This is a genomic window from Salinibacterium sp. GXW1014 (assembly GCF_044769865.1).
GTDB lineage: Bacteria > Actinomycetota > Actinomycetes > Actinomycetales > Microbacteriaceae > Homoserinimonas.
On the sequence record NZ_JBIZWA010000001.1, the window covers coordinates 637,081 to 661,761 of the forward strand.

The 24,681-nt window shown below is 68.3% G+C and carries 28 protein-coding genes and 1 tRNA gene; 10 read left to right on the forward strand and 19 right to left on the reverse strand.

Features of this window, described 5'->3' with window-relative positions:
- Positions 1-46 precede the first annotated feature (46 nt).
- Positions 47-997: an exopolyphosphatase gene (locus ACIQK7_RS03125; protein ID WP_403021184.1), complete on the reverse strand. Its 951-nt coding sequence runs from the start codon at positions 995-997 to the stop codon at positions 47-49.
- Positions 998-1,019: 22 nt separating this feature from the next.
- Complete coding sequence (locus ACIQK7_RS03130) at positions 1,020-3,206, reverse strand: SDR family NAD(P)-dependent oxidoreductase (protein ID WP_403021186.1); 2,187 nt, start codon at positions 3,204-3,206, stop codon at positions 1,020-1,022.
- 104 nt (positions 3,207-3,310) lie between these two features.
- Between ACIQK7_RS03130 and ACIQK7_RS03135 the strand changes: the two genes are divergently transcribed.
- The gene (locus ACIQK7_RS03135) at positions 3,311-3,727 is read left to right on the forward strand and encodes a GNAT family acetyltransferase (protein WP_403021188.1); all 417 of its coding nucleotides are present in this window, start codon (positions 3,311-3,313) and stop codon (positions 3,725-3,727) included.
- 16 nt (positions 3,728-3,743) lie between these two features.
- Here the strand turns inward: ACIQK7_RS03135 and ACIQK7_RS03140 are convergent, their stop codons facing one another.
- From ACIQK7_RS03140 to ACIQK7_RS03160, 5 genes are read right to left on the reverse strand one after another with little or no spacing between them, the layout of a single operon-like run.
- Positions 3,744-4,070, reverse strand: coding sequence for a transcriptional regulator (locus tag ACIQK7_RS03140; RefSeq protein WP_403021190.1), 327 nt, complete (start codon positions 4,068-4,070; stop codon positions 3,744-3,746).
- Complete coding sequence (locus tag ACIQK7_RS03145) at positions 4,060-4,518, reverse strand: hypothetical protein (protein WP_403021193.1); 459 nt, start codon at positions 4,516-4,518, stop codon at positions 4,060-4,062. Before ACIQK7_RS03145 ends, ACIQK7_RS03140 begins: the two co-directional genes overlap by 11 nt.
- A 57-nt stretch (positions 4,519-4,575) precedes the next feature.
- Complete coding sequence (locus tag ACIQK7_RS03150) at positions 4,576-5,298, reverse strand: phosphotransferase (protein ID WP_403021196.1); 723 nt, start codon at positions 5,296-5,298, stop codon at positions 4,576-4,578.
- A gap of 17 nt (positions 5,299-5,315) precedes the next feature.
- Positions 5,316-6,146 carry a zinc-ribbon domain-containing protein gene (locus ACIQK7_RS03155; RefSeq protein WP_403023948.1) on the reverse strand — a complete coding sequence of 277 codons (831 nt, stop codon included), beginning with the start codon at positions 6,144-6,146 and terminating at the stop codon, positions 5,316-5,318.
- A gap of 48 nt (positions 6,147-6,194) precedes the next feature.
- Positions 6,195-7,121: an alpha/beta hydrolase gene (locus ACIQK7_RS03160; RefSeq protein WP_403021198.1), complete on the reverse strand. Its 927-nt coding sequence runs from the start codon at positions 7,119-7,121 to the stop codon at positions 6,195-6,197.
- A gap of 91 nt (positions 7,122-7,212) precedes the next feature.
- Between ACIQK7_RS03160 and ACIQK7_RS03165 the strand changes: the two genes are divergently transcribed.
- The gene (locus tag ACIQK7_RS03165) at positions 7,213-7,566 is read left to right on the forward strand and encodes a hypothetical protein (protein ID WP_403021200.1); all 354 of its coding nucleotides are present in this window, start codon (positions 7,213-7,215) and stop codon (positions 7,564-7,566) included.
- Here ACIQK7_RS03165 and ACIQK7_RS03170 read toward each other — a convergent pair.
- The 3 genes from ACIQK7_RS03170 to ACIQK7_RS03180 form a co-directional block, all read right to left on the reverse strand.
- Positions 7,559-7,631, reverse strand: a tRNA-Arg gene (locus ACIQK7_RS03170). The two genes, ACIQK7_RS03165 and ACIQK7_RS03170, sit on opposite strands and share 8 nt — an antisense overlap.
- Before the next feature lie 59 nt (positions 7,632-7,690).
- A complete protein-coding gene (locus ACIQK7_RS03175; protein ID WP_403021202.1) occupies positions 7,691-8,191 on the reverse strand; it encodes an HNH endonuclease in 501 nt (166 codons plus the stop codon).
- A 366-nt stretch (positions 8,192-8,557) separates the two neighbouring features.
- Entirely contained in the window at positions 8,558-9,253 is a 696-nt protein-coding gene (locus tag ACIQK7_RS03180; protein ID WP_147722688.1) for a metal-dependent transcriptional regulator, read from the reverse strand.
- 85 nt (positions 9,254-9,338) lie between these two features.
- Here ACIQK7_RS03180 and serC point away from each other — a divergent pair, with 85 nt between their 5' ends.
- Entirely contained in the window at positions 9,339-10,451 is a 1,113-nt protein-coding gene (serC, locus tag ACIQK7_RS03185) for a phosphoserine transaminase (RefSeq protein WP_403021205.1), read from the forward strand.
- A gap of 4 nt (positions 10,452-10,455) precedes the next feature.
- Positions 10,456-10,692, forward strand: a complete 237-nt coding sequence (locus tag ACIQK7_RS03190; protein WP_403021207.1) for a DUF2530 domain-containing protein — start codon at positions 10,456-10,458, stop codon at positions 10,690-10,692.
- 3 nt (positions 10,693-10,695) lie between these two features.
- Here ACIQK7_RS03190 and ACIQK7_RS03195 read toward each other — a convergent pair whose 3' ends face one another.
- Complete coding sequence (locus ACIQK7_RS03195; protein WP_403021208.1) at positions 10,696-11,322, reverse strand: DUF3027 domain-containing protein; 627 nt, start codon at positions 11,320-11,322, stop codon at positions 10,696-10,698.
- On the reverse strand, positions 11,315-11,695 hold the full coding sequence (locus tag ACIQK7_RS03200; protein WP_403021211.1) for a cold-shock protein: 381 nt from the start codon (positions 11,693-11,695) through the stop codon (positions 11,315-11,317). The genes ACIQK7_RS03195 and ACIQK7_RS03200 overlap by 8 nt, the downstream gene beginning before the upstream one ends.
- 87 nt (positions 11,696-11,782) lie before the next feature.
- On the opposite strand from ACIQK7_RS03200, the gene ACIQK7_RS03205 reads away from it, so the two are divergent.
- The 3 genes from ACIQK7_RS03205 to ACIQK7_RS03215 all read left to right on the forward strand — a co-directional run bounded on the left by ACIQK7_RS03205 (position 11,783) and on the right by ACIQK7_RS03215 (position 15,705).
- A complete protein-coding gene (locus tag ACIQK7_RS03205) occupies positions 11,783-12,046 on the forward strand; it encodes a hypothetical protein (protein WP_403021214.1) in 264 nt (87 codons plus the stop codon).
- 93 nt (positions 12,047-12,139) lie between these two features.
- Positions 12,140-14,011 (forward strand): helicase-associated domain-containing protein, encoded by a 1,872-nt coding sequence (locus tag ACIQK7_RS03210; protein ID WP_403021215.1) that lies wholly within the window; start codon positions 12,140-12,142, stop codon positions 14,009-14,011.
- Positions 14,012-14,055: 44 nt separating this feature from the next.
- Complete coding sequence (locus ACIQK7_RS03215; protein WP_403021217.1) at positions 14,056-15,705, forward strand: DNA repair helicase XPB; 1,650 nt, start codon at positions 14,056-14,058, stop codon at positions 15,703-15,705.
- A gap of 124 nt (positions 15,706-15,829) precedes the next feature.
- On the opposite strand, the gene ACIQK7_RS03220 is transcribed toward ACIQK7_RS03215, so the two are convergent.
- Both ACIQK7_RS03220 and folP read right to left on the reverse strand, forming a co-directional pair.
- Entirely contained in the window at positions 15,830-16,573 is a 744-nt protein-coding gene (locus ACIQK7_RS03220; protein WP_403021219.1) for a pyrimidine reductase family protein, read from the reverse strand.
- Positions 16,566-17,465 carry a dihydropteroate synthase gene (gene folP, locus ACIQK7_RS03225; protein ID WP_403021221.1) on the reverse strand — a complete coding sequence of 300 codons (900 nt, stop codon included), beginning with the start codon at positions 17,463-17,465 and terminating at the stop codon, positions 16,566-16,568. The genes ACIQK7_RS03220 and folP overlap by 8 nt, the downstream gene beginning before the upstream one ends.
- Before the next feature lie 76 nt (positions 17,466-17,541).
- Here folP and ACIQK7_RS03230 point away from each other — a divergent pair, with 76 nt between their 5' ends.
- From ACIQK7_RS03230 to ACIQK7_RS03240, 3 genes are all read left to right on the forward strand, one after another.
- Positions 17,542-18,234, forward strand: a complete 693-nt coding sequence (locus ACIQK7_RS03230) for a response regulator transcription factor (RefSeq protein ID WP_147722697.1) — start codon at positions 17,542-17,544, stop codon at positions 18,232-18,234.
- 66 nt (positions 18,235-18,300) lie between these two features.
- A complete protein-coding gene (locus ACIQK7_RS03235) occupies positions 18,301-19,959 on the forward strand; it encodes a sensor histidine kinase (RefSeq protein WP_403023951.1) in 1,659 nt (552 codons plus the stop codon).
- Positions 19,960-20,040: 81 nt separating this feature from the next.
- Positions 20,041-20,331, forward strand: coding sequence for a WXG100 family type VII secretion target (locus ACIQK7_RS03240; protein WP_147722698.1), 291 nt, complete (start codon positions 20,041-20,043; stop codon positions 20,329-20,331).
- Between the two features lie 70 nt (positions 20,332-20,401).
- Here the strand turns inward: ACIQK7_RS03240 and groL are convergent, their stop codons facing one another.
- The 5 genes from groL to ACIQK7_RS03265 all read right to left on the reverse strand — a co-directional run bounded on the left by groL (position 20,402) and on the right by ACIQK7_RS03265 (position 24,622).
- Positions 20,402-22,039 (reverse strand): chaperonin GroEL, encoded by a 1,638-nt coding sequence (gene groL / locus ACIQK7_RS03245; protein ID WP_403021224.1) that lies wholly within the window; start codon positions 22,037-22,039, stop codon positions 20,402-20,404.
- A 141-nt stretch (positions 22,040-22,180) separates the two neighbouring features.
- A complete protein-coding gene (locus ACIQK7_RS03250) occupies positions 22,181-23,230 on the reverse strand; it encodes a DUF3048 domain-containing protein (RefSeq protein ID WP_403021226.1) in 1,050 nt (349 codons plus the stop codon).
- Between the two features lie 75 nt (positions 23,231-23,305).
- Complete coding sequence (locus tag ACIQK7_RS03255; protein WP_147722701.1) at positions 23,306-23,509, reverse strand: cold-shock protein; 204 nt, start codon at positions 23,507-23,509, stop codon at positions 23,306-23,308.
- Between the two features lie 248 nt (positions 23,510-23,757).
- Positions 23,758-24,327 (reverse strand): LytR C-terminal domain-containing protein, encoded by a 570-nt coding sequence (locus tag ACIQK7_RS03260; protein WP_403021228.1) that lies wholly within the window; start codon positions 24,325-24,327, stop codon positions 23,758-23,760.
- Positions 24,328-24,364: 37 nt separating this feature from the next.
- Positions 24,365-24,622 (reverse strand): DUF3263 domain-containing protein, encoded by a 258-nt coding sequence (locus ACIQK7_RS03265; protein WP_325209495.1) that lies wholly within the window; start codon positions 24,620-24,622, stop codon positions 24,365-24,367.
- Between the last annotated feature and the right edge of the window lie 59 nt (positions 24,623-24,681).

Below are 24,681 nucleotides of genomic sequence, written 5' to 3' on the forward strand. Positions count from 1 at the left end.
ATCCGATCGGTGATGCGGGTTGGCAGTCAGACTAGTGGGCCAGCGCTCAGTCGGCGAGAGACAACGCGGTTCCGTCGAGGATGTCGTGCTCGCTCGTCACGACCCAGTGGAGCGGCGACCCGGCGGCCTTCGTCTCGGCAGCAACCCGCTGCAGCACGGTGGACCAGATGGTGGCGCCCGCCGCGATCACGTCGACGCGGCCGGGATGCAGGTAGGGCAGCATGAGTCGCTCCTCCCGCGGCATGCTCGCCAGCGACCGGCAGGCCTCCAGCACGTCGTCGAGGCGCAGCCGGCTCCCGTTGATCGCGGCAGAGTCGTAGTCGCTCAGTTCCATCGCGTGCGCTGTCACGGTCGTAATGGTCCCCGCGACGCCGATGACCTCCCTCGCGGCACCGAGGTCCACGATGCTCGCCGCATGGTCGAGGGCCTGCTCGACCTCGCGACGCACCGCCGCGAGTTCCTCGGCCGTGGGCGGATCGGAGCGGATGTTGCGTTCCGTGAGCCGCACGCTTCCGACATCCATCGAGTGCGCCGCCTCCGGCACGGTCTCACCGAGCACCAGTTCGGTCGACCCGCCGCCGATGTCGACGACGAGCCGACGGGAGCGCTTGGCTGCGGCATCCGGAATCGCACTCAGGGCCCCGCGGAACGACAGCCGCGCCTCCTCGTCGCCGTCGATGACCTCGGGCTCGACGCCGAGGATCTCGCGCACACCGTCGAGGAACACGTCACGGTTCGCGGCGTCGCGGGTGGCGGATGTCGCGACGAAGCGCATCCGCTCGACCCGGTGCTTGCGGCACAGCTCGGCATACTGCCGGGTCACTGCGAGGGTGCGCGCGAGGGCGTCGTCGTCGAAGCGGCCCGTGCGGTCGACCCCCTGCCCGAGGCGGACGATCTCGAGCGAGCGCACGATGTCGTGCAGGCGCCCGTGCTTGATGTCGGCGATGAGGAGACGCAGCGAGTTGGTGCCGCAGTCGAAGGCGGCAACGCGCGTCACGGGGTGCTCCCGGCGGTGGTGCTCATGGACGCGATCCTACGCGCGCGTGCGTGAGGACCCCGGGGATCTCGCCCCGCTCGGGAAGGTCGACGCCGCGCGCGAAGTCCGCCCAGAGCTGCCGCACACGCTTCGCATGCCGTTCGACCTCGGCCCACGGCGCGCCGTCGAGGATCTTGGAGCGCTTCCACGTCTGCTCGTTGCCAAAGAGGAACGGCAGGTCGATCGTGTGGGCGGCACCGAATTCGTTCATTGGCGCCGCCCAGGTGAAGACATAGTGGTGGGCGCGCCCACCGGCGACGACATGGCGCTTCGCGAAGCGGCGGGATGCCCTGCCATAGATCGCCTGCGTCAGCACCGTGTCGATCGCGTGGATCGCAGGGCCGCCGAGCCCCGGAAGGCGCCGCACCTTCTGCACCTGCGCCGATTGCGGCGCGAAGAGACGCGACTCCTGGGAGGTGTGGCCGATGAGCACCTCGATGTGGGGAGCCGCAGCATCCAGCGCCGCATCGAGCTCGTGCTCGGTTGGCAGCGGTGCATGGCCGGGCTGCGGGCCGAACGGCATGCCGCCGGCGAGGCCGAAGCCGCCCCCGATCGCGGAGACCCGCGCCTGCCGCGCGAGCACGTCACCCACGGTCGATTCGGTCGTCAGGCCCTCGGCTGCCGCACCCATCGCCTCGTGCATCGCCTGCCGTCCGCGGCCGATGCCGAGGGGCGCGCTCTGCAGGATCGCCCGGGAGAAGAGGCGCGGGGCATCCGGTGTCGCCATGATGTGGGCGATCGCGTCGGCGCCCGCCGACTGGCCGAACGCCGTGACCCGCTTCGGGTCGCCCCCGAAGGCGGCGATGTTGCGCTGCACCCAACGGAAGGCCTCGATCTGGTCGAGCAGCCCGAGATTGGCCGGATGCCCGTCGGGCGTCGCGAGGAAGCCGAAGAGGCCGAGTCGGTAGGTCACGCCGACGACGATGACGCGCTGCTCCGTCACGAGCGCGGCCGGATCGTGCATAGGGATGTCGGCGGCGCCGATGACATAGGAGCCGCCGTGGATGAAGACCATGACCGGCAGCGACTCCCCGGGGCGGAGGTCGGCAGGCACCGTGACGCTCACGTTCTGGCAGTCCTCGCTGTCGCCGATGAACGACTGGCCGGTGCCCATGGCGTCGGCGAGCGCAACCGACGGCAACTGCGGGCACGCAGGCGCGGGATCCGTGGCCGAAAAAGGCTCGGTCCAGTCGGCGACGGGCGCAGGCGGGGCGAACCTCGCGGCGCGGGCGTAGGGGATGGCCGTCGCACGGATCACCCCGCCGTCGACACGGCCCACCACGGGCCCGCACGGCGGGTCGAAACGGCCGTCGTGCCTGTGGGTCGCGGGCTCCGGTGATGCGGTGAGCCCAAGCATCCGCTCGCTCTCCTCCCACAGTCGCCGCGCCGCCTCAGCGTCGTAGGCCTGCGGGTTGGTCTTTGCGATGCGCTGCTGTTCGTAGAACTCGCCTGAGATCCAGTCAACCCCGGGCTGCCCCTCGGCGAGCGCGACGAGCCCGCTCGCACCCTCCTCGGGCGTGATGAGGCGCATCAGGTGACGCAGCGGCGTGCCATAGACGAGCCGCATGGGGCTGCTCGTCTCGCTCGCGAAACTCGTCGCCACCACCCCGGGGTGGAACGCGGCCGTCGAGATGCCCTCGCCGTTGAAGCGCAGGTCGAACTCGCGCGTGAAGAGGATGTTCGCGAGCTTCGCATTGCCGTAGGCACGGTTAGCGGATGCGCCACGGTCGTCGTTGAGGTCATCGAGGTCGAGCCGGGCGAACAGCTTGGCGGCGGCACTCGAGGTGTTGATGACGGATGCCCGGCTCGCCAGCAGCGTGGGCATGAGCAGGTGCGTCAGCAGGAACGGTGCCAGGTGGTTGACCTGGAAGGTCAGCTCGAAGCCGTCCTCCGTGCGCTCGCGCGCGCCGAAGATGCCGCCGGCGTTGTTGGCGAGCACGTCGATGCGCGGGAAGTCGCGAGCAAGGGCATCCGCCAGCTCGCGCACCTCGCTGAGGCGGGCGAAGTCGGCAAGGTAGTGCGGGGCATCCAGCTCGGCCGCGATGCGCTCCGTCTTCTCCCGGGAGCGGCCCACGATCACGACCCTGTGCCCGCGTCGCTTCAACTCCCGCGCTGCCGCCGCCCCGATTCCGTCGCTTGCCCCCGTGATGATGATCGTCTTGCTGCCCACTGTGCTCCCGTCGTCCCCTGGCCACGCTACCCCCGGCGCAGCGAGCCGCGGCAGGTGCGGGCAGGTGACTCATCGGGATGCAGCACATGGTGGAGAATCGGGGAATGCAACTGCGGCCCTTCCAGGAGTCCGACACCGAGTCGGTCATCGCGCTCTGGGAACTGTGCGGACTCACCCGTCCGTGGAATGACCCGCACCTCGACATCCAGCGCAAGCTGACAGTGCAGCGGGAGCTCTTCGTGGTCGGAGTCGAGGATGGCGACCTGGTCGCTTCAGCTATGGCGGGGTACGACGGGCACCGCGGATGGGTGAACTATCTGGCGGTGCATCCGGGATCTCGCGGACGCGGCTACGGTCGTGCCCTCATGGAGGAGCTGGAACGGATGCTCGCTGATCGCGGCTGCCCCAAGCTCAACCTCCAGGTGCGCGCTGACAACGAGCAGGCCATCGCCTTCTACCGCGCCCTCGGTTACGTTCCCGATGCTGCCGTCGCCTTGGGCAAGCGCCTCATCGCCGACTGAGGCAAGGCGCGTCCGATCAGGCATTCGGCGAGACCGCGTCGAAGCCCGCGGCGATCTGCTGGAGCGCGCGCACATGGTCGTCGAACGATCGCTTGCCCTCGGCCGTGAGGCGCAGCCAGGTGATGCGCCGCGAGTCACCCCTCGCCGCCGACGCCGTCTTGGTCGAGGAGACGAACCCCGCATCGGCGAGCGTCTTCAGGTGCTTCGAGAGGGTCGCGTCGCTGACACCGAACGTGTCGCGCAGCACCGCGAAGTCGAGTTCATCCACCGAGCGGAGGAGGCCGCAGATGCGCAGCCGCAGCGGCGCGTGGATGACCTCGCTGAAGCCACCCTCAGCGGACATCGCGCACTCGCTGCTGCATGGCGGAGGTGAGGAGGGTGGCGATGATGGCGGCCCACGCGAAGGCGGCGAGCGCCGACAGCGCGATCCACCAGTGCAGGCCGGCCGCAGCGAGCCCGAATGACACGCTCAGGCACACGAGGATCCCGAGCAGACCGCCCACGCCGAGGAACCATCCACGCGCACCGAGTCCGGATGCCTTCACGCCGGTCGCGCGGTAGTAGGTAGCGCACAGGGCAATGCTCGCGACGACAGCACCGACGAACACGAAGTCGCGCCCGCCATCGTTCGGGATGCTCGGCATCGCAGCGTACAGCGCTGCGATCGTTCCGAAGGCTGGGGCGAACCATCGCGGGGCGCGCATCCGCTCGGAGAGCTTGGCGCGGTCGGCGCTCAGTTCGCGGAGCACCTGGTCGGCGTCGGCGCCATTCGCGTGAAGGTTGTTTTCCATATCGGAAAGTCTATGCATCACTTTCCATGACGGCAAGTCATCGCGGGGCACCGCAGCTCAGAGAAGGGAACGAAGGTACCCGGCGTCGCGCTCATACTCCTCCGCCTCGTCCCGCAGGTGCGGCCTGCCGAGTTCCTCGGCCTTCTCCCGCGAGAACTGAGCAAGGTCGTGGAGTCGGATGGTCGCAACGCGCAGCACGTCAGCCCACGTGGCATCCGTGCCGTAGGCATCAAGGATCGCCTGCACGCGTCGGGGTGCCTCATCCATGCCCGGCGCACCCTCGGGGGTCTCGGCTGTGAGGGGCACCGCCCGAGTGGCGAAGTACGCGATATCCCAGAGCCGCGGACCAGGGGAGCACATGTCGAAGTCGATGGCGCCAACGATCACGCCGTCACGGAAGGCCAGGTTGTGGGGCGAGAAGTCGTTGTGGCAGATGACCTCCGCGGGAACCTTGGCCGGGGACTGCCACACCGCCCCATCGACTGCGAAACCGATGCTCGCGTCGTGCAGCTGGCGCAGCATCCGGCCGCCCTGCACGAGCGCCGACTCAGCCCAGACCCACTCGGGCAGCGGATAGACCGGCACAGTGCCGTCGATGAAGCTGAGACGCTCGCGCTCTCCCTCGATGCCGAGCGGGTGCGGCGCCCAGTCGACGCCTGCGATGGCGAGGTAGTCGAGGTAGCGGTGCACCGTGGGGGTCCACGGTCCGGCCTGGCGCAGCACGGTATCGCCCTCGCGGGTGACGTCGTTCATGTTGCCGCCGACCAGCATGCCGTCCATGCGGTCAGGCTAGCGGCTCAGCGCAGGTAGGCATCCACCATCAGCGGCCCACGGATGTCGCGGAGCCGCTCGATCAGGCGGTCGATGCCCTTGCCCGTCACCGACGACATCTGCAGGTCGAAGGGGCCGATCGGCTGCAATTTGCCGGTGCGGATCCGCACGACCTCCCAGCCGGCCGAGCGCATCGCCCGGTCTTTGCGGCGGTCGGCCTGCTCCTTCTTGCCGACGTGCTCAAGGCCGTGCCGCCCGGTGCTGTCGTACTCGATCGCGATGCGCAGTTCCGGCAGCAGGATGTCGGGCCACACCTCCGTGTGCTGGAAGAAGGGTCGGGCTACCTTGACCGCGTTCAGCTCGTTCGTCAGGTCGAGGCGGTCGAAGAGGTCGGCGCGCAGCTGCGCCTCGACCGAGGAGGCCGGTGTGGGTGCACACTGGCTGAGGAAGGCCTCCCCCGTTGGAAGCTCTGGCGTCTTCAGGCAGATCGGCGGCGCGGGCTTCCGCGACTTCGCGCGGCTCGCGACCGGCACGCCGGCCTGCACGGGCCGGGGTTTCGCCATCGCGAGGCACTCGGGGCACCAGACTGAGCGGCGCCGCTCGCGGCCTGGACGTTCGCGTTGCTCGGTCGGGGTCGCGACGAAGTAGTGACCGATCTCGCACTGCCACGTGAGATAGACGTCGGCGGCGGGCGGCACCTGCGTCAGCGTGATGCCGGCGTTGAACTCCGGGTGGTACTGCCGCACGAGCACCGGATAGTGGGCCCATGCCTCGCGGTAGGTGCCGACCGGGTAGGGCACCTCGCTTCCGCGTGAGAACTGCCGGCGCGCCCACCAGTCCTCGATCCTCTCCGGCATGGCGGCAACCGTAGCGGCGGCCACCGACATTCCTTCCCGGCCCTGGGGCTAGCGCTGAAAGGCCGCCCGCAGCGCCCTGGCCTGGGCGCGCCAGAACTCCTTCGCCACCTCGGTGCGCTTGAAGAGCCCGTTGAAGCCGTGGAACGCGCCGTGCACCACGAGCATCTCGGTCGGCACGCCCGCGTCGGCGAGCCGCTGCGCGTAGTCGAGGTCCTCATCGTGGAACAGGTCGAGCGTGCCGACTCCGATCCACGTCGGCGGCAGTCCCGTGAGATCCGCCCGTCGAGCAGGAGCCGCGTACTCGGATGTCTCGGGCGACCCCGGCTCGTGGCCAAGGTAGGTCGTCCATCCGTAGCGGTTGCTGCCCGGCGACCACACGCGCACGTTTCTCGTGTCGAGGTCATCGCGCAGCACCGTGCGGTCGTCAAGCATGGGGTAGAGGAGCAATTGGAACGCCGGCGTCACCTCGGCACGATCGTGGGCGAGCAGCACGAGGCCTGCCGCCAGGCCTCCGCCCGCACTCGCCCCGCCCACGGCGATGCGAGTCGCGTCGATGCCCCGGTCATCGGCATTGGCGAAGAGCCACCTCAGCGCGGCATACGCGTCTTCAAGGGCGGCCGGCGCCGGATGCTCGGGGCCCAGCCGGTACGTGACCGCAGCGACCGTGATGCCGAGGTTGCGCACGAACGCGATATTCGTGCGCTCGTCCTGGATCGGGCTACCGATGATGAAGCCGCCGCCGTGGATCCACAGCAGCGCGGGCATGGGCGCGCCGGACTCGCGCGGACGGTAGAGGCGCACCGAGACATCCGGTGCCCCCACAGGGCCGGGCACTGTCACGTCTTCGACGATTACGTCGTCGGGGATGCGCCCCGACTTCTGTTCGCCGCGATTGGCGAGGCGCGCCAGGCGCGGCCCCCACGTGAAATTCGGTATGAACCGTGCCGCCGCCAGCTCTGGATGGAACGCGCTCATCTACTCCCCCGCATCGTCAGTCTCTTCACGTTATCGGGCGCAACCGACCAGCCTGACGGCGGTAGCGACAATCCGGTGACACACTCTCGGCATGACGACGCGCTACGCCATCGACGCAGGCACTGCACTTCGCATCATCCGAAGCAACTCGGATGCGGATCGCCGACACCATCTGGTCGCCCCCGCGCTACTGCGCTCCGACGTACTGTCGGCGCTGTACCGCGATGTGCGCGCGGGCCGGATCTCCGAGGTCGACGGCAAACGGCAACTCGAACGGCTGACCGAGCTGAAGCTTCGCCTCCTCGGCGACCGGATGTCGCGGGCGGCATCCTGGCGGATCGCAATGCGACTCGGCTGGGACGACACAGCCACTGCCGAATACCTCGCCGACGAGTCGCTCGCATGTTCCGATGGCGAAACCGTTCATGAATGTGATGTGCCCTAGGCAGGATTCGAACCTGCGACCTACCGCTTAGGAGGCGGGCGCTCTATCCCCTGAGCTACTAGGGCGTGCTGGGGGTGAAGCATCCACTCTAGCGAATGCGCGTCTGCCCGAACGATGCTGAGGGCTACGCAGCAACCGGCGCCAAGAACTCCTCCCACTGCGGCTGCGCGGACTCGACCCCGCGCACCATCCACGAGGTGCCGTGTGGCGCCTGGGGTCGGGAGCGAAGCATCCACCCCATCTCGCGCGGCGTGCGGTCGCCTTTCTTGTTGTTGCATTTGAGGCAGCAGGCGACGAGGTTCTCCCACGTGTCGCGCCCTCCGCGTGAACGGGGCAGCACATGGTCGATCGTGGTCGCGTGATGTCCGCAGTACCCGCACTCGTGATTGTCTCGCCGGAGCACGCCGCGACGGCTCACTGGAATCGCACGGCTGCTCGGGATGCGCACATAGCGGTTGAGCAGGATGACCGACGGCCGCTCAAAGATGTCCGACTGCGAGAAGACGGGATGCTCGGCGTCGTGCGCGAGCACGGTCGCCTTCTGGTTGATGACGAGCACGACCGCCCGCTTGAAGCTGACGATGGCGAGGGGTTCATATCCGGCGTTCAATACGAGCGTGCGCATGTGACGTCCTTTGCGATTGCGCCCTGCACGGCTTGCAGGGACCTAACCGTGCGACTTCGGCACCTCGGGACTGAGCGCTCGTGTTAACGAGAAAAGGCACCGCCCATGAGGGCAGTGCCTTGGATCGCGGCGCAGAGAAGAGGGCGCCTCGCCGACCGCTCGGGCGTATGTGCTCGTGCAGCACCAACGGCGACCGACTGCGGCCGGCCTCCTTGGCGCGCGCAGGGTGACGCGCATCCGCGGTTCGGATGGAGTCACCCTCAGACATACGCTCTCCCGAAATCTGGTTCGAAATTGCAAGGGTTCCAGAGTAACGCGCGGATGCCGCAAAAGCGCGGCGGCGCGGGTTACGCGAACGTGAACGGACTACTTGATGCCGACGTAGACGTGCTGCGCGACCTCATTCGGCAGCTCGATGCCCTCGTCGCTGCCCTCGACCTCGACGAGCACGTAGGCACCCGCGGAGGAGAACTTGGCACGGACGCCCGGCACGACACCGGCGACCCGCAGCTGTTCGAGGAGTTCGGCTTCGTACTGCACGGGCTCGCCGAGCCGCTTGATCTCGCCGCTGACGGAACCGACCGCGCCGAGCGTGTAGTTCACGATGTTGACGACACCCGTGCCGAAGGGAGTCGTCGGGTTCTCGCCCAGTTCATCGAGGCCCGGGATCGGGTTGCCGTACGGCGAATGCGTGGGGTGGCCGAGCAGCTCGACGATGCGGCGCTCCACCTGCTCGCTCATGACGTGCTCCCAGCGGCAGGCTTCTTCATGCACGAGGGCCCAGTCGAGGCCGATGATGTCGGAGAGGAGCCGCTCTGCGAGGCGGTGCTTGCGCATCACGGCAACGGCCTTCGCGCGGCCCGCCTGCGTGAGCTTGAGGTGGCGGTCGCCCTCGACCGTGAGAAGGCCGTCGCGCTCCATGCGGGCGACGGTCTGGGAGACCGTCGGGCCTGAGTGTCCGAGCCGCTCGCTGATGCGGGCACGCAGCGGAATGATGGCCTCTTCTTCGAGCTCGTAGATGGTGCGCAGGTACATCTCAGTGGTGTCAATGAGATCAGCCAATGTCGCCCTCCAGATGCCGCAAGCGTGTCAGGCCAGCCTAACGTGTGGCCCACGACATCCCCGTGCCGAGCCTTAGAATCGTCGCATGGCCGACGTGACGATCCCCTCTGACCTCCTGCCCGCCGACGGACGCTTCGGATGCGGCCCCTCGAAGGTGCGCCCCCAGCAGATCGAGTACCTGGCGACGGAGGGCGCATCGATCCTCGGCACCTCCCACCGGCAGGCGCCCGTCAAGAACCTCGTCGGCCGCGTGCAGGAGGGGCTCGCGCAGCTCTTCCGCATCCCGGAGGGCTACGAGGTTGTGCTGGGCAACGGCGGCTCGACCGCGTTCTGGGATGCCGCGGCATTCGGCCTCATCGAGAAGCGCAGCCAGAACCTCACCTTCGGCGAGTTCGGCGGCAAGTTCGCGAAGGCCGCCGCAGCCCCGTGGCTTGAGGCGCCCGACGTCATCAAGGCCGAGCCCGGCTCGCGCGCCGACGCGGTCGCTCGCGAGGGCATCGACCTCTACGGCTGGACCCACAACGAGACCTCGACGGGTGTCATGGCTCCCGTCACCCGCGTGCACGGCGACGAGGGCGCCCTCACCGTGATCGACGCGACGAGCGCCGCGGGCGGCGTCGACTTCGACGCCTCGCAGGCCGACGTCTACTACTTCGCACCCCAGAAGAACTTCGCCTCCGACGGTGGCCTCTGGTTCGCGCTCTTCTCCCCCGCCGCACTCGAGCGGGTCGAGCGCATCGCGGCGAGCGATCGCTACATCCCCGACTTCCTCAGCCTCAAGCAGGCGGTCGACAACTCGCGCCTCAAGCAGACCCTCAACACGCCGGCCCTCTCGACGCTCCTCATGCTCGACAGCCAGGTGCAGTGGATCAACGACAACGGCGGCCTTGCCTGGGCGGATGCCCGCACCAAGGAGTCCTCGTCAGCGCTCTACGACTGGGCGGCCAGCGTCGACTACGCGACCCCGTTCGTCGCCAACCCGGAGCACCGCTCGCAGGTCGTCGCCACGATCGACTTCAATGACGACATCGACGCCGCCGTCATCGCGAAGGCGCTTCGGGCCAACGGCATCGTCGACACGGAGCCCTACCGCAAGCTGGGACGCAACCAGCTGCGCGTCGCCACCTTCACGGCGATCGAGCCCGACGACATCCGTCAGCTCATCAAGAGCATCGAATACGTCGTCGGCGCACTCTAGACCCATGCGCCTCTGGCTGAAGCCATCCGAGCGCCGGCCCAATCCTGAGCCGGTGGAGACCGACGACCGCAAACCGTTGGTCGTCGGCCTCATCGCCTGGGTGCTCGGCCTCATTGCGGTCGTCGCGGCGCCAGCGCTGTTTGGCGTGGAGTTGCCGAGCATGTGGCTCTGGTCGTGCATCGCCGGCATCGTGCTCGGCAGCCTGGGGCTCGCCTACGCGCAGCGGCGCGGGCCCCGCTAAGGACTACTCGTCGTCGTCGGAGTCGTCCGAGTCGTCGTCTTCGTCATCATCGGAGTCTTCGTCGTCGTCTGACTCGTCGTCATCGTCATCCGAGTCGTCGTCGTCATCGTCATCGTCATCGTCGTCGTCGTCCGAGTCATCGTCGTCGGACGTGTCGTCGGCGATCTCATCGATATCAACGCCGTCGAGGTCGCCACCGTGGAGGAGCGCCTCGTCGTCGTCATCCGGGTCGTCGTCGTAGTAGTCGTCGGTGTCGTCGTCGTCCGACTCCGAGTCGGCCGATTCCGCATCCGCGGCGGCAGCCTTCTCCGCCTCCTGGGCGGCCTGGTACTCGGCGAGCCGGTCGGCCCAGGGCACCCAGTCGGGCGACAGGAGCGCGGCATCACCCGGCGTGAGTTCGGTCTCGAGCACGGTCGGCTCGGCCCCGTCCACGTGCGCGATGCTCACGGTCCAGCGCCACCCCGGGTAGCCAGCCTTCTTCGAGTCGAAGTACACCGTCACGGTGCCCTGGCCCTCGTCGATCGAGCCAGCAGGTTCGCCGATTGTCGACTCTGGCGTGATCTCGAGGAGTGCCGAGCGGGCGAGGTCGAAGTCCGCGGGACCCGCAGGATTGCCGGTCGACTCAGGCATCCAGCTCGTCCGCGACCTTGCGCAGCATGGCCGCGATCTTGGCTCCGTGAGACTTGTCGGGGTAGCGACCGCGCTTGAGGTTCGCGCCGATGCCATCGAGCAGCTTCACCAGGTCTTCAACGATGATCGCCATGTCATCGGCGGGCTTGCGCGTCATGCGGGTCAGGCTCACGGGCGACTCAAGCACGCGCACCGACAGCGCCTGCGCGCCGCGCTTGCCGTCGGCGATGCCAAACTCGAGCCGGGTGCCGGCGCGCACGGTGGTGCCGGCAGGGAGTGCCGACGCGTGCAGGAAGACCTCCTGGCCGTCGTCTGAGCTGATGAAGCCGAAGCCCTTGTCGTCATCGTAAAACTTCACCTTGCCGGTTGGCATGGCCCTACCTCTCGATCGTGTTGCCAGGCGCGGAGAGACGCCTGCGACATAAGACTATCCGGCTTCCCCTGCCCTTATCCTTGTGCTGTGAGCAATCCAGTAGCGGAACCCGCAAGCCGCATCCAGCGCATCCTCGCCTTCATGGTGGCGGGGCTCGTGATCATCTCCCTCGTCTGCTTCGCCGTCGCGATGATCGGCTACGCCACGGGCGCCGTATCGGGTGAGGTCGACGGCTTCTGGCAGACGGTCGTGATGCTTCCGTACTTCGCCCTCCCGGCGGCATTCGTGCTCACAATCGTGCTCCTCGTGCTCACAGCGGTGCGCCGCTCACGCGCGAACCGCGCTGACTGAGCCACTCCACCACCGAAGGTTCCCGCAGCGAGGCGAGGACGGAACGCAGGCAATATGGGCAACACACTGACGCTGGCCAGACACCTGCGCAGCATGCCCGAACAAGACCTCGTCGACGCCCTCGCCGCGCGCGACCTCGGGCTGTCCTTGACGGCGATCGCGGGCATCCGTGACTACTTCGACCTTGCCGACGTGCTGCTCGAGCATGGCGCCGTGCAGACGGCACTCACGCGGCTCGATCGCCACACGCTGACGGCGCTCGCCGTGCTCGCGCGCGAGAAGCGTCCCCTCACCCCGCAGCAGGCCGCCGAGGCACTCGCGCCCCACTCGACACGTCCAGTGCACGACAGTGCCATTGGCGAGCGTCTGGGGGCAGCGGCAGCCCTCCTGCTGGTGCATCCGCAGGGTGAGACCTTCGCCTGCTATGACGCTGTCTGTGACCAGCTTCGCGGATGGCCCACCTTCGGCCTCCCAAGCCTGGAAGAGCTGGCCGGCACCGACGCCGGTGGCGCCCTTGAGCGGGTGCCCGACGTCGACCGCCGCTTCATCGACAAGCTCGCCGCCGAGCGTGCCTTCGCTGCGACGGGGGCCGTCACCGAGCTGTTGCTCGAACTCGAGCGGCAGCCTGCGCGCGAACTCGCGAAGGGCGGGATCGCGCTCCCGGACGCCAAGCGCCTCGCCGCCGCCATGAGGGTCGACCTCGAGACGGTCACCGACTACCTTGCGCTTGCCGAACGTGGCGCATTCGTGCGCCGCGACTCGACTGGCTGGATGACGACCGAGACGGGCAACGACTGGCTGGGCCACCCGACGAGCATGCGGTGGCGCCTGCTGACCAACGTCTGGTTTGCCCGCCTCCCCGGCGACATCCGCGCCCTCCTCGCGGAGCGTGCACACTCCATCTGGGGCGACGGGCTGCGCTCGTACATCGACTGGCTGTACCCGGCCGGCGGGGAATGGATGGATGAGCGCGTCACCTCCTACACGCGCGGCGCCGAGCTGCTCGGCATCACGGCGGCGCAGGCGCCGAGCGGCCCCGGAGCGCTGCTCCTCGCGGGACGACCCGAGGAGGCCGAGGAGCTCCTCCGGCCGCTCCTGCCACGCGAGGTGTCGACCGTGTATCTGCAGCACGACCTCTCCGTCGTGGCTCCCGGCCCGCTCGAGCCGGCCATCGACGAGCGGATGCGCGTGGTCGCCGACGTGGAGAACCGGGGCCTCGCCACGACCTTCCGCATCTCCGCGGCCACCGTGAACCGAGCGCTCACGGCGGGCGAGACGGCGGAGAGCCTGCGCGAGTTCCTGGGCGAGATCTCGAGCACGGGCATCCCTCAGCCGCTCGACTACCTGATCACGGAGGGCGCCGCACGCTACGGCCTGCTGCGCGTCGGCACCCTCGACGGCGAGGCGCTCGACCCCGACGACCGCAGCTACGGCGCGCGCAGTTACGTGCGCTCTGATGATGCGCACCTCCTGCAGACCGTCGCGGTCGACCAGTCACTCGCGTCGATCGCACTCATGCGCGTCGGCGAGCACCGCCTCGTCAGCCGCTTCGACCGCGACATCGTCTTCTGGTCGCTCAGCGACGCCCGCTACCCCGTCGCCGCCGAGGACGAGCACGGCGCGGTCCTGGCGCTGCGCCGCCACCGCATCGCCCGCGAACAGCGCCACCATCTCTCCGACCCGCTTGTCGAGATGGTGACTCGCCTTGCATCCGACGCCGCGGAGGAGCGCGCGGCCGATGGTGACGACACGAGCCAGGCCTGGCTGGCGCGGCAGGTGGAGTCGGCGGCGCGCGCCAAGGAGACCCTCGTCGTCAGCGTGCGGATGCCGGGCGGTGACGTCGTCGACTACGAACTCGAACCCACGAGCGTGTCGGGAGGGCGGATGCGCGCCCGCGACAAGAAGAGCGACATCGAACGCACCCTGCCACTGTCGAGCGTGACGGCTGTGCGCACGGCCGACTGAGCATCCGCCGCCGCCCCAGCCTCGCGCGCGTAGACTGGAACGTTATGACTGACGGCCCCCTCATCGTGCAGAGCGACCGCACCGTGCTGCTGGAGGTGGCGCATCCGCTCGCTGCCGACGCACGCCACGACCTCTCGATCTTCGCGGAACTCGAGCGCGCACCCGAGCACGTGCACACCTACCGCATCACGCGCCTCGGCCTCTGGAACGCGCGGGCGGCAGGCCACACGGCCGACGACATGCTCGCGACGCTTGAGCAGTACAGCAAGTTCCCGACGCCGCAGAGCGTCGCCGTCGACATCCGCGAGACGGTCGAGCGCTACGGGCGGCTGCGAATCGAACGCGACGAGGAGGGCACGCTGCTGCTCACCGCGACCGACACGGCCGTGCTCGCCGAGATCGGGCGCGCCAAGAAGGTCGCCGAGCTGCTCTTCGAGCGGCGGGACGACACGACGGTCGTCATCCAGCAGTGGGCGCGCGGCCAGATCAAGCAGGAGCTGCTCAAGCTCGGCTGGCCCGCAGAAGATCTGGCTGGATACACGCCCGGCACTCCGCACGACATCGATCTGGCCGAAACCGGCTGGAGTCTTCGCCCGTACCAGCAGGATGCCGTGCGCAACTTCTCCGACTACGGGTCGGGCGTCGTCGTGCTGCCCTGTGGCGCGGGCAAGACGCTCGTGGGCGCGGGGGCGATGGCATCCGTCAAGGCGAACACGCTCATCCTCGTGACCAACACGGTTTCGGCCCGCCAGTGGCGTGCCGAGCTCCTCAAGCGCACCTCTCTCACAGAGGACGAGATCGGCGAGTACTCGGGCCAGAGCAAGGAGGTCAAGCCGGTCACGATCGCGACCTACCAGATCCTCACCGCGAAGCGGAAGGGGCAGTACGCCCATCTCGAACTGCTCGACGCGCTCGACTGGGGCCTCGTCATTTACGACGAGGTGCACCTGCTGCCCGCGCCCGTTTTCAAGCTCACGGCCGAGCTACAGGCGCGCCGTCGCCTCGGCCTCACGGCGACGCTCGTGCGGGAGGACGGCCGCGAGGGCGACGTCTTCAGCCTCATCGGGCCCAAGCGCTTCGACGCACCCTGGAAGGAGATCGAGGCGCAGGGCTACATTTCGCCGGCATCCTGCTACGAGGTGCGCATCGACCTGCCACAGGATGCGCGGCTGCAGTACGCGGCATCCGCCGACGATGAGCGCTACCGCCTTGCCTCGACCGCGCCAGCGAAGCTCGACGTCGTGAAGCAGCTCGTCGCACGGCATGACGGGGAACGCATCCTCGTGATCGGGCAGTACCTCGACCAGATCGAGGAACTCGCGGACGCCCTCGACGCGCCCCAGCTGACCGGGTCAACACCCGTGGCCGAGCGGGAGCGGCTGTTCCAGGACTTCCGTGACGGCACGCTCACGGTGCTCGTCGTGTCGAAGGTCGCGAACTTCTCGGTCGACCTGCCCGAGGCGACCGTCGCCATCCAGGTCTCCGGGTCGTTCGGCTCACGCCAGGAGGAGGCGCAGCGCCTCGGCCGCCTGCTGCGCCCCAAGGAGTCGGGCCTGCCCGCGAACTTCTACACGCTCGTCGCGCGCGACACCGTCGACCAGGACTACGCGCAGAACCGCCAGCGCTTCCTCGCCGAGCAGGGCTACAGCTACGAGATCCTCGACGCGCACAGCCTCGAGATCGCCGCCGCCTGACCCTCCCAACTCAGGAGGAAGCTCTCCTAATTCAGGAGCTGCCCTTTCCCAATTCAGGAGTTTGCTTTCCTAGTTCAGGAGCTCCTGAATTGTGAAAGCAAACTCCTGAGTTGGGATAGGGCGGTCACGCGCGGGTGTAGCGCAGCAGGACCGTGCCGTCGTCGGCCGCGAGGGCATGGGCGAGCCGCAGCGGGAGCCCCGCGGCATCCGGCCCCCGGGCGATGCGCTCTGCGGGTCCCCCTTCAAGGAGCGGGCTGATCGTGAGGCACAGTTCGTCGATCGCGCCGTCGGCCGCGAGAGCCCCCAGCAGATGCGGCCCGCCCTCACAGTGCTGCTGCGTGAGGCCGCGATCGGCGAGGTGCTGCTTGAGCTGCCGGGTGTCGACGGATGCCACGCCACAGTCGACCACGTCGGCGACCGCTGCGAGCGCGGCCCTGCCTTCCGCGGGCGCGTTCTCACACGTGATGATGATGGGCCGGTGCACGGCCTCGGTGAAGAGCGCGCTGGCCGGATCGAGGTCGAGGCTGCCCGACACGATCGCGAACTGCGGATGCTCGGCGAGCCCTTCCTCGACGCGCCACGCCCGCCCCTCTGAGCTGATCAGCGGCCCCGCATAGCCCTCGGCGCGCACGGTGCCCGCCGCGACCACGATGACATCGCTGAGCCAGCGCAGCACCTCGAACACGCGGCGGTCGGCCGCGGTGCCGAGCCCGCCGGAGCGACCGCGCCGCGTGCCCGCCCCGTCGGCACTCGACACCATGTTGACCCGCAGCCACGGTGCCGAGCGATCGCGCACGGCATAGACCGCGGCGAGACCGTCGTCATCGAGCGAGGTGTAGGGCTGCAGCATCCGGATGGCGTCACTCATTGAACTCACCCATGTTGTGCTTGAGGTAGGCCGGTTCGCGGATGCCGAGGATCGCCTCGGCCATGCGCACGGCGGCGACGGTCGGGGCGACCTCGTGCACACGCACGATGCGGGCGCCCTGCAGCACGCTCGCGACGGCCGCAGCGAGGGAACCCTCCAGCCGCTCTGGCTTGGGCGCGTCGAGTGTCTCACCGATGAAGTCCTTGTTGGAGAGGGCGGCGAGCACGGGAAGGCCGAGCGCCGCGATCTCATCGAAACGGCGCACGATCTCAAGTGTGTGGAGGGTGTTCTTGTTGAGGTCGGGGCCGGGGTCGATGATGATGCGCTCCGCCGTGAGTCCACCGGCGACGGCTCGCTCGACGCGATCGCGCAGGAACTCGACCACCTCGACGACCACGTCGTCGTAGTGCGGGCGAGGGTACTGCGTGCGGGGGGTCGCGAGACTGTGGGTGACGATGAGGCTTGCTGCGCTGTCGCCGACGACGCCGACCATGTCGGGGTCACTGAGCCCCGTCGTGTCGTTGATGATGTCGGCACCCGCCGCAATGCTTCGGCGGGCAACCTCGGCGTGGAAGGTGTCGACCGAGATCACGACATCGGATGCCGCGCGCACGGCCTCGATGACGGGCACGACCCGCTCGGCCTCCTCCTGGGCTGGCAGCGGGTCGCCCGGAGCGAAGGGCACTCCCCCGATATCGACGATGTCGGCGCCCGCGGCGACCGCCGCGAGTGCGGCCCTCACCGCCGCTTCGAGCCCGAAGGTGCGCCCCTGGTCATAGAACGAGTCCGGGGTGCGGTTGACGATGCCCATGACGGCGACTTCGCGGGAGAAGTCGAAGCTCCGCGTGCCGATTCGGCGCACGGGGGAGTCGAGGGGCGGGAGGGAGAGCATCCCCCCATGCTCGCACTCGAGCGCGTGCTCCGCATGCATCCAGCCGGCACTCAGGAAACTCGCAGAGACTGGGCGCATGAGCGACGGACCCAAGATTCTCATCGTTGACGACGAGCCGAACATCCGCGACCTTCTCACCACGAGTCTCCGCTTCGCGGGCTTCGCGGTGCGGGCGGTCGGCAATGGCGCACAGGCCATCTCGGCCGTGCTCGAGGAGGAGCCAGACCTCATCATCCTCGACGTCATGCTCCCCGACATGAATGGCTTCGGGGTCACCAAGCGCCTGCGCTCCAGCGGGTACACCTCCCCCATCCTCTTCCTCACGGCCAAGGACGACACCGAGGACAAGATCACGGGCCTCACGGTCGGCGGCGACGACTACGTCACCAAGCCGTTCAGCCTCGATGAGATCGTCGCCCGCATCAAGGCGATCCTGCGCCGCACAATGCAGGACGAGGAAGACGCGATCATCCGCGCGGGCGAGCTCACGATGGACCAGGACACCCACGAGGTCACGGTCGGCCAAGACCAGGTGGAGCTCTCCCCCACCGAGTTCAAGCTCCTGCGGTACCTCATGCTCAACCCCAACCGCGTGCTGTCGAAGGCCCAGATTCTCGATCACGTGTGGGAGTACGACTTCAATGGCGACGCCGGCATCGTCGAGTCCTACGTCTCCTACTTGCGTCGCAAGCTCGACCAGTACACCGAGGAGCCGATGATCCAGACGAAGCGGGGCTTCGGCTACATGCTCAAGGTCGACAAGTCCTGAACGGGAGGGGCGGATGCTTCGCCCAGCACGAGCGCGTAGCCTGAACCCGTGAGCCGAGAGCAGCCGATGGAGTGGTGGGATTCCGTCTCCCTCCGCACCAAGATCACCGGGGTGACGGTCTTTATCGTCACGGCTGGATTGCTCGTGGCCGGCGTCGGCACCATGACCGTGCTGCGCACCTACCTGCTCGACCGGGTCGATGCCAACATCGTCGCGGCCGCCGCCGACATCGAGGCGTGGAGGATCAACCTCGACGAGGATGCGATCTCGAGCGGCAACCTCGTGCCGACCTCCTTCTACATGGCGCTCGTCGATCGCAATGGCAATCTTGTCGGCGACAACCTGGCCGATGACGAGGCCCACCTGCGCCCGAACCTCGAGGAACTCACTCTCAGCAACGTCGTGCAGCTCGATGGGGCCGTGACGCTGCAGAACGCGACCCATACGAGCCAGACCCGCGTGGTGGCCTTCCCTGCAGAGGATGGGCGAAACGGCAATCTCGCGACGCTCGTGATCGGCCAGCGCCTCGACGACGTCAACGCGACGATTGCCCGCTACACGGCCATCTTCCTCGGCTTCGCGCTCTCGGTTGTGGTGCTGAGCGCGGCGCTCACCCGGGTGCTCGTGACATCCACGTTCCGTCCCCTGCGCGAGGTGGAGGCGACGGCCGCCGCGATCGCCGGCGGGGACTTCAGCCAGCGACTCCCGGGCGCGACGCCCAACACCGAGGTCGGCCGCCTCAACCGATCACTCAACGTCATGCTGGGGCGCATCGACCGGGCCTTCGCCGACCGCGCCCGCACGATCGACCAGATGCGCCGCTTCGTCGGCGACGCGAGCCACGAACTGCGCACCCCGCTCGTCTCGGTGCGCGGCTACGCCGAGCTCTACCGCATGGGCGCCCTCCAGAAGCCAGACGATGTCGCCCAGGCCATGGAGCGCATCGAGAAGGAGGCGATTCGGATGGGCGAGCTGGTCGAGGACCTGCTCGAACTGGCCCGCGCCGATGAGAAGAAGCCGCTCCGCCTCGCGCCCGTCGACCTGCTGCCGCTCGCCTACGACGCCTCGCTCGACGCGATGGCGCAGGCCCCCGACCGCAAGGTGACCGTCAAGGTCGAGGAGCCGGACCTGCCCGCGAGCGAGGACATCGAGGCACCACCCGAGTCCACGCCGAAACCCGCGACGACCGCGACGGGGCCCATCGCGTTCGCGGGCGCGCAGCTGGCCCGCCTGCGGTCGCTCCGCCAGCGTGGGGTGCGGAACGGTGACGCCGGAACACCCGAGATGTTGCCACTGGCCGAGCGTGAGCACATCAAGCTCGTCGTGCCCGCCGTCGTGCTGGGCGAGGAGAACAAGCTCCGCCAGGTCATCACGAACCTGATCGGCAACGCGCTGCGCTTCACGCCCGCCGGCAGTCCCATCGAACTCGTGGTCTGCGTCGATGCCTCACGACGGATCGCGCAGCTCGACATCGTCGATCACGGCGAGGGCGTGCCGCCGCAGATCCGCGAGAAGATCTTCCAGCGCTTCTGGCGCGCCGACACCTCCCGCACGCGGGAGACGGGCGGCAGCGGGCTTGGCCTCGCGATCGTCGCCGCGATCGTCGATGCCCACAAGGGCCACGTCGAGGTGCTCGAGACCCCTGGTGGCGGCGCGACCTTCCGGCTGACGCTTCCGCTCCTCCCCGACACCTTCGTCTCGACGTCGCCCACAAGCAGCAACTGAGTCCCGCCGGCCGCAGCAAGGTCTCCCTATCGTTGCCGGCATCCGGATGCCACCACCGGCACCCACGACGAAGGGAACACCATGACGCAGTACCAGGTTGACAGCGACGCCGTCCTCAGCGCCGAGAGCGCCGTGCGCGCATCCGCCTCCCGCATCCAGGGCGAGGTCGCCGGCATGCTGGGCCAGCTCCTCAGCCTGCAGTCCTCGTGGACAGGTCAGGCCTCGACGGCATTCCAGGGCGTCGTCGCTGACTGGCGCACGACCCAGCAGCACGTGGAGCAGAGTCTCGCGGGCATCACGCAGGCGCTCGGTCGCGCGGGGCAGCAGTACGCGGAGGCGGAGCGCGCCAACGCGAGCATGTTCATGCGCTGACGCCACTCTTGAAATGCCAAAGGGCGGCTCCCCAGTGGAGAGCCGCCCTTCGCAGTGGTGCTGGGTCGGACTAGAAGTCCATGCCGCCCATGCCGCCCGACGGGTCACCCATCGGCGCGGGGTTCTTCTCGGGCTTGTCGGCGACGACGGCCTCCGTGGTGAGGAAGAGCCCGGCGATCGACGCAGCGTTCTGCAGCGCGGAGCGGGTCACCTTCACGGGGTCGTTGATGCCGGCCTGCAGCATGTCGACGTACTCGCCGGTCGCGGCGTTGAGGCCGTGACCCGCCTGGAGGTTGCGCACCTTCTCGGCGACGACGCCGGGCTCGAGGCCCGCGTTCATGGCGATCTGCTTGAGCGGGGCGTCGATCGCGACCTTGACGATGTTCGCGCCGGTCGCCTCGTCACCGACGAGACCGGTCAGCGCGTCACCCGCGAAGGCGACCTCGCCGGCCTGGATGAGGGCGACGCCACCACCGGCGACGATGCCCTCCTCGACGGCAGCCTTCGCGTTGCGAACGGCGTCTTCGATGCGGTGCTTGCGCTCCTTGAGCTCAACCTCGGTCGCGGCACCCGCCTTGATGACGGCGACGCCACCGGCGAGCTTCGCGAGGCGCTCCTGGAGCTTCTCGCGGTCGTAGTCGCTGTCGGTGTTGTCAATCTCGGAGCGGATCTGCTTGACGCGGCCCTCGATCTGCGACGCGTCGCCCGCGCCCTCGACGATGGTCGTCTCGTCCTTGGTGATGACGACCTTGCGCGCGCGGCCCAGCATGTCGAGGGTCGTGTTCTCGAGCTTGAGGCCGACCTCCTCGCTGATGACCTGACCACCCGTGAGGATGGCGATGTCCTGCAGCTGCGCCTTGCGGCGGTCACCGAAGCCGGGAGCCTTGACGGCAACCGACTTGAAGATGCCGCGGATCTTGTTCACGACGAGCGTGGCCAGGGCCTCGCCGTCGACGTCCTCGGCGATGATGAGGAGCTGCTTGCCGGCCTGGATGACCTTGTCAACGACGGGCAGCAGGTCCTTGATGTTCGAGATCTTGGAGTTGACGATGAGCACGTAGGGGTCTTCGAAGACCGTCTCCTGGCGCTCGGGGTCGGTGACGAAGTACGCCGACAGGTAACCCTTGTCGAAGCGCATGCCCTCCGTGAGCTCGAGCTCGGTGCCGAAGGTGTTCGACTCCTCGACGGTGACGACGCCCTCCTTGCCGACCTTGTCGATCGCCTCGGCGATGAGCGCACCGATCTCGGGGTCACCGGCGGAGATCGACGCGGTCGCGGCGATCTCTTCCTTGGTCTCGATGGGCTTCGCCTGCTCGACGAGCGCGGTCGTCACAGCAGCGACGGCCTTCTCGATGCCACGCTTGAGGCTGATGGGGTCTGCACCCGCGGCAACGTTGCGGAGGCCCTCACGCACGAGAGCCTGGGCGAGCACCGTTGCGGTGGTGGTTCCGTCACCCGCGACGTCGTCGGTCTTCTTGGCGACCTCCTTGACGAGCTCGGCACCGATCTTCTCGTACGGGTCGTCGAGCTCGATCTCCTTGGCGATCGAGACACCGTCGTTCGTGATCGTGGGGGCGCCCCACTTCTTCTCGAGGACGACGTTGCGGCCACGCGGGCCAAGCGTCACCTTGACGGCGTCGGCCAGCGTGTTGAGACCACGCTCAAGGCCACGACGGGCCTCTTCGTTGAAAGCAATCATCTTTGCCATATGTGTTCTTCGTCCCTCCCGGACGTCGGAAATGCATCAGCTTTTTGGCACTCTCACAAAGAGAGTGCTAGATGATTCTGGCACTCTGCCCAAGCGAGTGCAAGCCGGGAGAGAGGCGGGTGCGAAACGCTGGGCCCGCGCTCAGGCGGGCGGGTCGACCGCGACCGAACCCTCGAGCGGCACGAGCTCGACCCACGTGTTGCCTGCCCCAAGCCTGATAGTGATGCCGTTGTCATCGACGAGGGTGATCGGGGCATCGATCGAGCCCTTGCGCCAGGTCGCGCTGACGGTGCCGCCGCCCGTCGAGACCCAGGCCTCGCCACTGCCGAGGAGCTCGGTCTTGGGCACGCCATGGCCGTGCGAGATGGGAACGCGCAGGGTCACGACGTTGACCGCCGAGAGCTGGGCGCCGTTGGAGTCGAGGTCGGGCGCACCGTCCTGCGACCGAAGGAAGGTGCCGGATGCCGCATCCCACGTCCACGAGGGCACGAACTGGTTCGAGAACGCGAGCCGAAGGGCGCCCGTCGGCGTGCCCTCCTTTGCGGCGGTCGCCGAGGCGGCATCGAGGGCGTAGGCGAACTGCTGGCGGGGTGCCGCGACATCCGAGTGGGCAGCAAGGAACTCGCTCGCCCGCACGATCACATTGTGGGGCGCCCTCCGGTCACTCGAGCGAAACATGTAGGCGGCCGTGTCGGGCTGTCCATGGATTGCGTTGTAGAGCGAGGTCTGCTGCATCATCGACACGAACTGCGGCTGGCCGCCCGCATAGAAGATGATGCCGCCAAGGGAGCCCGCGATCTCAGGGTCCATGGGCCGGATCGAGCGGATGGGACCGAGTTGCTCGGGGACGTCGCTGTGCCACACGGCGACGTAGCGCGTGATGCCCCCCTCGACGAGCTCCTCGAAGACGATGTCGGTGCGCTCGAGGCCGAGCTGCGGGCGAGCATCCCAGTGGTTGTCGATCTTCGCCGACAGTGCCGCGTGTGAGAGCGAGCCCTCGGGCACGGTCGTGCCCCGCAGGGGGGCGACATCGGTGGGTTCTGGCGCCACGTAGTCAGAGGCGTAGTCGGGCGACGGGGATGCCTGGGGTGACGAGGGCGCTTCGCCCGAGCATCCGGCCAGCAACAGCGCCGCCACGAGGGCTCCGAGGGTGCCGAGATGACGTCGAGAGCTGCGCGGGGTGGAAATCACGTCCCAAACACTAACGCCACCCCCAACGGGAGCGGCGTCAGCGCGAGGCGAGCCCCGCAATCAATCAGTGCTGCGTCACGCGGGCCGCACGGACTCCGCCTGCGGGCCCTTCGACCCGGTGCCGACCTCGAAGGTCACCTGCTGACCCTCTTCGAGCACCTTGTAACCGCTCATGTCGATGGCGGAGTAGTGGACGAAGACGTCTTGCCCTCCACCCTCGACGGTGATGAATCCGTAGCCCTTTTCAGCGTTGAACCACTTCACGGATCCGTTCGCCATGTGTTACTCCCTGCTGTGTACCGTTCAACGGCGCTCGCGGTGCGGCGCCGAGTCACCGAGCGCGGACGGGTATCCCGCGTCATCAGGTTCACGAAGCGCGTAGTCGAGAGCCTCACAGAGCCGGATGGGCGACCAGTTCCAGATAGTAACGATCCGCGGCCCAAAAGGGGAGAGCCAGATGAGAATCTGTCGGCGGAAGACGCGAGATTAAACGGGCGCGTAACGTGCGGGGCCCAGCCGAACGACGATCAGGGGGTCGTCGCCTCGTAGTCGGCACCGATCAGCACGACGATCGGCGCCGCGGGATAGTCGTTGGAGAGACGCAGCTCCCCGACGCCCAGATGCTGGATGAGCATGCGCGCTGCGGCCTCGTTGATGGGGTCGTTGTAGAACACCTGCGTGCGCTCGACATCGTCAGCTGCCGCATTTGCTCGGCTGCCGACATCCGTTGACGCCCCTTCCCAGCCCTGGGCGACGAGAGCATCGCCCACCTGGCTCGCGAGGCCCTGGGCCGCCGTGCCGTTCAGCACCGTGATCGGCACGCTCGGGTCGAGCATGGGCTCGACCGTCGGCTGCTCCGGCTCGGGGTCCACGGGGTCGCCTGGTGCGGCCGTGTCGCTGCCAGGCACCCGCAGGTCGAGGTCTGGATTGAGGAGTGAGAGGGCGAAGAGTCCGCCGGCGACGAGCACAACGGTGGCGAGTGCCGCCCATGCGACGGCGATCCAGCGACGAGCCGCCTCGGCCGGCGCGCGGTGGGCGCCGACCCGGGGCAGGTCGTCGGGGATGTCGTCGAAGCGATCTCGGATGCGGGTGGCCATCGTGTTCCTCAGGTGGATCGTCGCCGCGACTGGGAGGTCAGGCGCGACGGCGGGCGTCTCGCAGGCGCCGCAGGCGTCGCACGAGCATCGGGTCGTGGGCGAAGGCCGCCGGGGATTCGATGACGGCGTTCAGCAACTGATAGTAGCGGGCCGGGCCGAGGCCAAGCTCAACGCGGATGGCCTCCTCCTTCGCGCCGGGGTGGCTCCACGGGCGGCGCTCGAACTCGAGGATGCGCGCATCGCGCTCAGGGAGCTCGGGGAGATCCGAGCGCTTGTCGGTTGCGGTGGTGGGCATCCATCCAAGGTTATGGCGACAGTCAGTGGCAGCCGGAGAGGCGGGCGGAGGGTCGCGAC